The following is a 9,460-nucleotide window of genomic DNA, read 5'->3' as shown; positions in this document are numbered from 1 at the left end:
CGGTACGGCGGTCATCGTCGATCTGAATACTCTTTTGCAAAATAGAGCTTGATTTTCGGCAGATAAATGTGGAGGGTAAAATTTACCGAAAGAGCGGTACGATACTCTTATCAAAAACATAGAAGTGCGAAATGGCTCTGTTGATAAGAGGATAATAAATATGAGTGTATATGTTATCGGGCAAATCCGTATCACCGATCAGGAAAAGTGGAATGACTATAAAAGCCAAGTGCAGTCCACTCTCGAACCTTATGGGGGAAAAGTTCTGTTGAGGGGGTCATGTATCAAATCTCTTGTGGGCACTACGGATTATCCTGATGTAGTAGCTATTGAATTTGATTCCGTCGAAAAAGCTAAAGAATGGTATCACTCTTCCGCCTATCAGAGCTTAGTCCCAATCCGTGAAAAAGGGGCGGAGATCATTTTACAGGTGTATGAATAAGAGGATGAGACCTATATAACCCCCGCCGTTAATATCACTAAAAAAGCAAAAATACCCTACACACTTCATTCCTATACCCACGATCCTGCATCGGCAGTAAATTTCACGATGATCAGGACGAAGAGGGCTGGAGATAGAACTCTCGTCGAATGATTTAAAAATGGTCTGTTCGGCTGAGTTTTATGATTTGAGGGTATGATTTTAGCTTTTTGCCCACGTATCCAAAAGAGCGAATAAGGCTTGATTGCTTTTAGAGATATTGGATACTCCTTGGCGTATTGTTTGTGGATTACTTACAAATTCAGAGTCACAACATAGATACTCACCATCAGCATCTAAAAGTTTCCCCATACTCTCCGCCGTTGTCTCAAAATGAAATTGAGTAGCGATGATCCGTCCATCCACCGTGGCAAACGCCTGATTCTCAAAAGCATCATTTCGTGCAATACGGACGGTATCGTTTGGTAGATCAAACGTATCTCCATGCCAATGAAAGACGCATTGGGTCTTATCCAGTGAATCGGTGAGCGGATGAGGCATGAGGTCGATATTTCTCCATCCTGCCTCGCGCGTTCCGGAAGAATAGACCCGTGATCCCATCGCGCTTGCCAACAATTGCGCGCCCAAACAGATACCGAAAATTTTGCCTCCTGATTCAATCCGTTTACGTAAAAATTCGATTTCGTTTTTAATAAAACCGATATCATCATACGCACTCATCGATCCGCCCAATACCACCAGTAAATCATCCGCTTCCAAGGGTTCGTTTTCCCAACATCGGATGATGCGGTAAGTGATTCCCCTCATACGTGCCCACTCGCCGATTGCCGCTTCGTTTTCAAACGGTACATGTTGCCAAATAGTCATAATACACTCCTGTGTTGTTTAGGTTAGAGTTGAATTCGTAACGGAATCATGGAGGACTTTTCAAACCCCATGCCCTCGTAAAAGCGGTGCGCGGCGATATTGTCTCCGTCGGTGAGGAGGGTAAGACGTTGAATCCCTTTTTCTTTGCTGATCGTAAGAACGTATTCAAGTAAAGACGAGCCGATATCCTCTCCTCTGTGATTCTCATCGATAACCATATCTTCGAGAATGGCGACTCTTCCTCCCAATGCCGTTGAAACGGTGTAGAGCAGATTCACCATCCCCACAATCTCGCCCTCTTTGGATGCAACGTATATCTCACCGATATTTTCATCGTCGATGATTTTTTTCAACGCCTTCGTCTGATTTGCACTATCGGGGGTGAATTCGGCTTCTTGGGAGAAGAGCTGATTTAACAGATGACAAAGGCTCGGAATATCCTCTAGTGTTGCCGTTTGGTACGTGATAGGGGTCTCTTTAGAGACAGACTCATAGGCGATGAGGATCTTTTTGCGCTCAATCCCCCAGCGATATCCGCTCATAGCACCGCTTTTGGCGATGACGCGGTGACAGGGGATGAGATAGCCGATATGGTTTTCACCGATTGCACTGGCTACTGCACGCACCGCTTTGGGATTATCGATAGTATTTGCGATATCTTGATAGGTTGTTACTGCACCATCTGGGAGATTGATGAGGGCTTTCCACACATTGATTTGGAGGTTTGTCCCTTTGACCATCAGGTTGTATTTTTTGTTTTTGATGAAAATATTTTCCAAGTAGGTTTGCGCTTTTTCATCATCGTGTTGCAAATTTGCATTTTCCCACAGTTCACTAAATCGTGTAAAAATAGCCTCTTTGTTTTTATCGATAAACCCTAAATAACAGACCCCTTTATCAGTGTAGGCGATCAGTGCTTCGCCGAAGGGGGTGAGCCCGAAACCGTAGGTGATGGTGACGTCTTTTCCTTTTTCTCTCCACTCTTTTGGGGTAACCCCGATGAGATTGACAAACAGCTCATGAAGTCTGCTGGAGCTGGATAACCCGATATCCAGAGTACTGTCCAACAGAGATTTTGACTCTTTGATATGCTCTTTGGCGTAGTTTAGCGTCACGGAGTGGAGAAACTGTTTGGGGGTAACTCCGACATACTCTTTAAACACCCTCATAAAATGGTATTTGCTCATACCGATATTTTTAGCGATTTCATCGATGGAGGGCTGATCTTTGAAATGGGTGTCGATATAGGTGATGGCTTTGGCAATGAGATGATAATTTTGGTTTAATATTTCGAGCTCTTGCATGAATCGCCTTTAATAGGTTGCATAATTATAGACTCTAAAACCCTTCAAAAGAGTTTCGAGCTCCGCTTTAATCTCCATTTGAAGAGGGATGTTTTGTATCTCATCTAAAACATCGCAGATTCTATGCGCGATCAGAGTAAACTCTTTTTCTTTCATTCCCAGTGTCGTTAATGCGGCACTTCCTATGCGTATACCTGAGGTAGACGAAGCGGGGCGGGGATCGGAGGGGATCGAGTTTTTGTTGACGGTGATACCGGCATTTTCCAATGCCACACTCGCCTCTTCACCTGAGTAATCTCTCTCCATCAACGATACGAGAACCATATGATTGTCGGTTCCTCCGCTGATGAGCTGATACCCTCTTTGGTTCATAATCTCCCCTAAGAGTTTTGCGTTGCTTTTAACCGCTTTGGCATACTCTTTCCACGAGGGGTGCAAAACCTCTCCAAACGCCACCGCTTTTGCGGCGATAACATGCACCAGCGGACCACCTTGTATTCCGGGGAAAATAGCGCTGTCGATTTTCTTGGCTATCTCTTCGTTGTTTGTCATAATCACCCCGCCGCGAGGACCTCTGAGTGTTTTATGGGTCGTAGAAGTGACGACATCGGCGTAGGGAAACGGGCTCATATGCTCACCCGCCGCGACCAATCCCGCAATATGGGCGATATCGGCAAAGAGTATCGCACCAACACGCTTCGCTATGGTTCGGAACTTTTTAAAATCGATTTCCCGCGTATAGGCACTTGCACCGCATACGATGATTTTAGGTTTTACGATTTCCGCGATCTGAGCTATCTTTTCATAGTCCATTCTTCCATCTGCTTCCACACCATAGGTAAAGGAGTGGTAGTTTTTTCCTGAAAAGTTGGGTTTTGCACCGTGTGTCAAATGTCCACCGTGACGCAAATCCATCCCCAATATCTTATCGCCTGCTTGCAATAACGCGGCATAAACCGCCCCGTTGGCTTGACTTCCTGAATGGGGCTGTACGTTTGCGTAGTGACATCCGAAAATCTTGCAAAGTCGGTCTTTCGCCAGTTGCTCTACCTGATCGGCAAATTGACATCCGCCGTAGTATCGTTTATTCGGATATCCCTCAGCGTATTTGTTGGTAAAAATACTCCCCATCGCCTCCATAACGGCAGGAGAGGTAAAGTTCTCACTGGCGATCATTTCCAAATGGGTTGATTGTCGCTCAAACTCATTTTGTATAATGGCGAACACTTCTGTATCTGCAACCGATAAATCCTCTTCGTGTATAAAACTCATGGTCTCCCCTTGTTGGATAGTTCGTAAAAGTTTAGCGATTACGAATATCGGTTGCAATCCAAATCTTGCTGATTTGCTCCGGTATTAGAGCAAGATTTGGATTGTTTTTAATGAGCTATTGAACTAAAATTCACCGAAAATTGATCTTGAAAGGTATATATATGGATACATATTTCGGAAAGATTAAAAGTATCAAAATCGGAAAAGTCGTGACCGAACACGTAGGTACATCGGAAATAGAGTTTTTATCCGCTATCAAAAAATATCCGGTTTTAGATGCTTATTTGAGTAAAATGGGATTTATCGGTGATGAGCAGGGCGATACCGAACATCATGGCGGTGAGAATAAAGCAGTACTCTTTTTTTCATCCATCTCTTACAATAGAATCAATGCCCTTTATAACTACAACTTTGAGTTTGACGGTTTAGCCTATTATGGAGAAAATTTGCTTGTCTCACATATGAATGAAGAGAACGTATGTATCGGAGATGTATTGGGGATCGGTGATGCGATTATCGAAGTTTCTCAACCCAGACAGCCGTGCAGAAAACTTTCGACTAATACGGGTGTGAATGCTATGGCAAAAATTATCTATAAGAGTGGATTGAGCGGATGGTATGGGCGGGTGTTGAAAGAGGGGACTCTCAACCAAGATGATATGGTTGTGTTGAAAAAACGTCGTTTTCCTGATCTTACGATCAGTGCACTGAACCAGCTAATGATCGATCCCACGAGTAATCCTATTTTGCTTGAAAAAGCATTGCAAGCCGATAGTTTAGGAAATGCATTTAGAACATCATTGGAAAATCGCTATCTGTATGATAGTTATGAACATCTATCTTATCAAACATGGGAATAAAATGAAACAAAAATATCTATTGTCTACCTATAACCGTCAAGAGGTGAGCTTTGAGAGAGGTGATAATGCCACTTTATGGGATATTGATGGGAAAGAGTACATCGATTTTGCCGCAGGAGTCGCCGTTTGCAGTGTAGGACATGGAAACCATCGCTTAGCTCGTGCTATCAGTGATCAAGCGGCTAAGATTATCCATGTCTCAAACCTCTATCGCATTGCACCTCAGGAAGAATGTGCAAGACGAATCGTCGAGCTGAGTGAATACGATATGAGATGCTTTTTCGGCAATAGCGGTACGGAAGTCAATGAAGGGGCGATCAAAATAGCCCGCAAATACGGAGAGGTTGAAGGTAGAGCAAAACGGTATAAAATCATCACCTTGGAAAACTCTTTTCACGGACGGACAATCACGGCGTTAAAAGCGACAGGGCAAGTGGCAAAGCATAATTATTTCGGTCCTTATCCCGATGGATTTGTGTATGCAGCAAACGTTGAGGAGATCGAATCTCTCATCGATGAGACTACGGTAGCCGTCATGATCGAACTCGTACAGGGTGAAGGGGGCGTGCAACCGCTCGATAAACAAAAAGTTCAAAATCTCTCAGCATTGCTAAAATCGAAAGATATACTGCTGATCGTCGATGAAGTGCAGACGGGAATATACCGTTGCGGTAGTTTTTTGGCATCGCATGTTTACGGGATTACTCCTGATGTGATAACGTTGGCAAAAGGGTTAGGGGGAGGGGTTCCTATCGGTGTCGTCATGACACGATTGAAAGAGATCTTCTCCTACGGTGATCACGGTTCGACATTCGGTGGAAACTATCTCTCCACCGTTGCGGCGAACGAAGTCCTCGATATCTTGGAAACCTATAACAAAAGCGGTGAGATGATGGAACATCAAAACTATTTTGAAACCTCATTAGAGTCTTTTGCTTTACACTATCCTGATATTTTTACTGAGCGAGTTGGAATCGGGATGATGCAGGGGCTACGTGTCATCGACAGTGAAGTTCTCTCGAAAATTATCGATTCGGCGTTTGAGATAGGTGTTTTAGTTATCAAATCGGGTAGAAATACATTACGCTTCGTCCCTCCGCTCACGATTAGCAAAAGTGAAATGGATGAAGGGTTTCGACGGTTGAATAGTGCTATGCAACATGTGTAAAATCAAATGGAGTCAAAATGTTTATTATCTCACTTACCTATATCAAACCGCTCGAAGAGGTTGACGTCCTGTTGGAAGAGCATGTCGTATATCTCAAAGAACAGTACGATTTAGGTCATTTTCTAGCATCGGGGCGTAAAGTGCCTCGCACGGGAGGGATGATTTTGGCACGTGGTGTCTCGCGAGAAGATATCGAAACGATTATCACCCTTGATCCGTTTTATCGGCACGGTGTAGCTAAGTATGAGATTACGGAATTTAGTCCGACGATGACATCGGATGAATTGGAATTTTTGAGGGAATAAAAATACCCTTGATGTAAAACCTATAGATGAAGATGGGGGTTAAAACAAGTGAGTAGTTATAGGTATTGCCTAGTACCACAATTTTTTAATTGCTGAATAGTTAAGCAAGCAATTTTACTCGTTCCAAAATAAATTCAGCAACTTGTTTAGATTCAAAGATATTTGCATCTATATAGCCATCAATAGAAAACAAACCTTCAATTGGTGCATTATCAAATCTAACAAACATAATTTGCTCGTCACCTTTTGATTTAATTATATCTCTTACGGCTCTCCATTCAAGTCCACACCACTCTTTTTGTGCATATTCTTTCGAAAGGAAAACAACAATTAGCTTGGCATGGTTTCTATAAATGTTTTGTAGTAGTGTATCAACATTTGGACGAGCAAGTTGTGACTGATAGTCGAAGTCATAAAATAAACAATCATTATCTAAATTCTTTCGCAATATATTTGCTACTTCAGATACATAATCCCTTTTTTCTCCGGGGAAAGATAATGCTACATCAAATTTTATGTTTTCTAACTTTGACAAAGATTTATCAATCTTTTTGATAGTTGGTTCAATTAGTAGTTGCTCTAAAGCAAGTAATGATAATGCAAAAGGATCAATATCTATAACTCTAATTCCTTCTTTTTTGTGTGAGGTCATAGACATATAATACAAAAGGTAATTTAACCAAATAGCCAATGCATTACTATTTGTACTTACTATGGTTTTAGAAATTCCATCCGTTTCACTTTCTCGTATTTCATTAACAACTTTTGAATTAATAATTTCAGCTTCTTTTTTACTGAAGAGATGAGAGGCTCTTCTTGCCATTTTTAAAAACAAGTTACATGTATCACCTTCAATTAAGCCAAATGCAGAGATTTTTGCACCGCGGATTCCCCATTGATGGTCACTTTCTTTCAAATTTTCTATAAAATCTTCTTGTGTATGCTCTTCATTAATTTTTCCATAATATTGCCAAAGATTAATTGCATGATTAGGACTTTTAAATTTCACGTTACTAGTAGTAGATTGTGTTATCGTATATGTACTAAATGTAATATCGTGAAATTTTTTTGCTTCAGTGTTAAAAGCATCAATTAGTCTTTTAATTTCGTTATTTTTTTTTCTGAGTGACATTTTTCTCTTTTCAGGTTTAGTTTAACGTTAACAATTAAAAAATCACGGATTTTTGATTGGCATCTCTGATTAACTCTACGATTATTTAGGTATCTAACATATCCCATTCACTACCTAATACCCAACGTAAAGCTGACAACTTCCCATTAATCATTCCCCACTCAAAATCACTCCAAGGTCCAACATCATCATAATTATTTTCTACTCGTTGTGCTGCCTTCATTGCACCTGCAAGAATATGTTCATGAATAACGTTATTTCCATAACGTTGAGAGTCTTCAGGAATGATTTCTATCTGACCATTTTCAATACCACACATTCGATTTTGATGTCTGTTGTACCAAACCTTGTCAACAAGTTCATCCATAGCATCAAGGATTTCTCTTAACCCTCTTGTCTCTTCTGTATAATCATACTCAAATTCAATTCCAGCTAAGTAGTCTTCATCGATTTGATTGATAGCTGACGCTAGATTATTGAAATAAAAAACATTTGTGTCGTTAAATATATTACTAAAATCTGGATGAGGCTTTCGGTGGTCTTTTGATGAGAAATCATTATGATTATGGGTAATGAAGAAGCAGATTTCTGAGTCTCTGTCTATACTCAAAGAAAATTCATAAAACTGTTCAATTATTACAGCATCAGCTACCGAATTTTTACTAATGTGAAAAGGTGCTTTTTTGTCTAAACCACGCTGTACAGCTGCTATTTTAGAACGCTCAGTTATAGTAATTTTTTCTGCTGATTCAATGAGTTTGTCTATTCTATGAATAGTTACATAGCTAGCATCGGTTAATAATGGCAAGCGTGCGTTAATATCATTTAGAACTTCAATTATCTCTGCTTGCTTATCATTAGCAAATTCGCTTACAACTGCTTTTACTTGTTTAAATTCTTGAGATAATCTTTTAGCCGTTTTATTTGCTACATCTTCCTTGTTTCTTTCATATTCTTCAACGATCAGGTAAGGAATTACCAATTTAATAACTCCTGATGCTACTAGCTCTTCTAGAGCATAAATCAAAGGAAGATCATTTTTTTTTGTAGAAATATCTAAAAATACACACGTATCAAGAAAAAGGTAAAACATGACACCTCAAATCTGATGAGTTTTAAGTAGAGTAAAAATTCGAATTCGCTAGTCTGAAAGCCGTAGATTAGTGTGTGACGATTTGTTAAGTACTTTTATAGACTTTTGAATAAATATATTTATGAGCATTCCGATAAGCTTAGAAGATTGTTTGGCTGTTCACCATCAGCATCTGTTTTTAAGTATTTATTCCCATATCGACTTGTTGAAACAATGACATTAACCTTGCTCCCATTTTTAGTTACATAAAATGACCATGTCCCATTTTCAAGACCTTCGATCGCTTTCTCTTGAGTAATCTTCCACGGTCCGCCGCCCTCGGCTCCAATTTTACCACCAATATGAGTAATCCTCTCATGTGGATTCTGGCGATCACTTTTGTTTATACAGGTAATTTCATGTGTTGCAGCCATTTTATTTCTCCTTGTGCGTATAACAACATATTTTTAAACATTTTACATCGTTTATCTTAAAATAATTTTCGTATCCCGTATCTTTGGTATGTCAATATTGTGTGTCAAAATTTACCGAAAGAGCGGGACGATTCTTTTATTAAAGCATAGATGAGACTATTGCTAGGAGAGAATTTCATGGATATATTAAAAATCCCCTTTGTCGAAAAAGTGGGGATAGAACAAGACGAAAAAGGTTTAAAACTCATCTTTCGCTCAGATAACCTAAATCGTATCGCTACCGTACACGCAAGCGCACAATTCACTCTAGCAGAAACAGCAAGCGGTGAGGCGTTGCAGAGACTTTTCCCTGATTTGGTCGGCAAAGTTATCCCAGTATTGCGCGATTCACAAATCAAATTTAAAAAACCGACGACCGATACCATCTATGCGATAGCTACCGTGAGTGATGAAGAGATAGAGACATTTAAAGCCGGATTGGATAAAAAAGGGCGTGCGATGATCGGTGTAGATGTTGAGCTAAGAGATGAGAGTGAAGTTGTGGTGTGTATCGGGAGATTTACGTGGTTTGTGCAAGTTTTAGATGTTTAAACTATATTAATTA

11 protein-coding genes are annotated in these 9,460 nt (G+C 40.3%); 5 read left to right on the top strand and 6 right to left on the bottom strand.

Annotated elements, in window-relative coordinates; all coding sequences use genetic code 11:
• Positions 1 to 160 precede the first annotated feature (160 nt).
• Positions 161 to 442 (top strand): DUF1330 domain-containing protein, encoded by a 282-nt coding sequence (locus PHR02_RS11920; protein ID WP_299992329.1) that lies wholly within the window; start codon positions 161 to 163, stop codon positions 440 to 442.
• Positions 443 to 643: 201 nt separating this feature from the next.
• Here the strand turns inward: PHR02_RS11920 and PHR02_RS11915 are convergent, their stop codons facing one another.
• Genes PHR02_RS11915 through PHR02_RS11905 form a run of 3 tightly spaced genes read right to left on the bottom strand, consistent with a single transcriptional unit; the run spans position 644 to position 3,885 of the window.
• Positions 644 to 1,309: a GMP synthase gene (locus PHR02_RS11915; protein WP_299992327.1), complete on the bottom strand. Its 666-nt coding sequence runs from the start codon at positions 1,307 to 1,309 to the stop codon at positions 644 to 646.
• A gap of 23 nt (positions 1,310 to 1,332) precedes the next feature.
• Complete coding sequence (locus PHR02_RS11910; protein WP_299992326.1) at positions 1,333 to 2,613, bottom strand: GNAT family N-acetyltransferase; 1,281 nt, start codon at positions 2,611 to 2,613, stop codon at positions 1,333 to 1,335.
• 9 nt (positions 2,614 to 2,622) lie between these two features.
• Positions 2,623 to 3,885, bottom strand: a complete 1,263-nt coding sequence (locus tag PHR02_RS11905; RefSeq protein WP_299992324.1) for a serine hydroxymethyltransferase — start codon at positions 3,883 to 3,885, stop codon at positions 2,623 to 2,625.
• A 161-nt stretch (positions 3,886 to 4,046) separates the two neighbouring features.
• Between PHR02_RS11905 and PHR02_RS11900 the strand changes: the two genes are divergently transcribed.
• From PHR02_RS11900 to PHR02_RS11890, 3 genes are read left to right on the top strand one after another with little or no spacing between them, the layout of a single operon-like run.
• The gene (locus PHR02_RS11900; protein WP_299992322.1) at positions 4,047 to 4,745 is read left to right on the top strand and encodes an MOSC domain-containing protein; all 699 of its coding nucleotides are present in this window, start codon (positions 4,047 to 4,049) and stop codon (positions 4,743 to 4,745) included.
• 1 nt (position 4,746) lies between these two features.
• A complete protein-coding gene (locus PHR02_RS11895) occupies positions 4,747 to 5,913 on the top strand; it encodes an aspartate aminotransferase family protein (protein WP_299992321.1) in 1,167 nt (388 codons plus the stop codon).
• Positions 5,914 to 5,930: 17 nt separating this feature from the next.
• On the top strand, positions 5,931 to 6,218 hold the full coding sequence (locus PHR02_RS11890) for a YciI family protein (protein ID WP_299992319.1): 288 nt from the start codon (positions 5,931 to 5,933) through the stop codon (positions 6,216 to 6,218).
• Positions 6,219 to 6,318: 100 nt separating this feature from the next.
• On the opposite strand, the gene PHR02_RS11885 is transcribed toward PHR02_RS11890, so the two are convergent.
• From PHR02_RS11885 to PHR02_RS11875, 3 genes are all read right to left on the bottom strand, one after another.
• On the bottom strand, positions 6,319 to 7,350 hold the full coding sequence (locus PHR02_RS11885; protein ID WP_299992317.1) for a TIR domain-containing protein: 1,032 nt from the start codon (positions 7,348 to 7,350) through the stop codon (positions 6,319 to 6,321).
• An 85-nt stretch (positions 7,351 to 7,435) separates the two neighbouring features.
• Entirely contained in the window at positions 7,436 to 8,443 is a 1,008-nt protein-coding gene (locus tag PHR02_RS11880; protein WP_299992315.1) for a PIN domain-containing protein, read from the bottom strand.
• Between the two features lie 119 nt (positions 8,444 to 8,562).
• Positions 8,563 to 8,856, bottom strand: a complete 294-nt coding sequence (locus PHR02_RS11875) for a DUF3892 domain-containing protein (protein ID WP_299992314.1) — start codon at positions 8,854 to 8,856, stop codon at positions 8,563 to 8,565.
• A 177-nt stretch (positions 8,857 to 9,033) separates the two neighbouring features.
• Here PHR02_RS11875 and PHR02_RS11870 point away from each other — a divergent pair, with 177 nt between their 5' ends.
• Positions 9,034 to 9,447 (top strand): YiiD C-terminal domain-containing protein, encoded by a 414-nt coding sequence (locus PHR02_RS11870; protein ID WP_299992313.1) that lies wholly within the window; start codon positions 9,034 to 9,036, stop codon positions 9,445 to 9,447.
• Positions 9,448 to 9,460: the final 13 nt, after the last annotated feature.

The sequence above is a fragment of the Sulfuricurvum sp. genome, from assembly GCF_028688295.1.
In the GTDB taxonomy this organism is placed as follows: domain Bacteria; phylum Campylobacterota; class Campylobacteria; order Campylobacterales; family Sulfurimonadaceae; genus Sulfuricurvum.
Note: the sequence above shows the minus strand (reverse complement) of the source record. Positions and strands in the feature narration are given on the sequence as shown.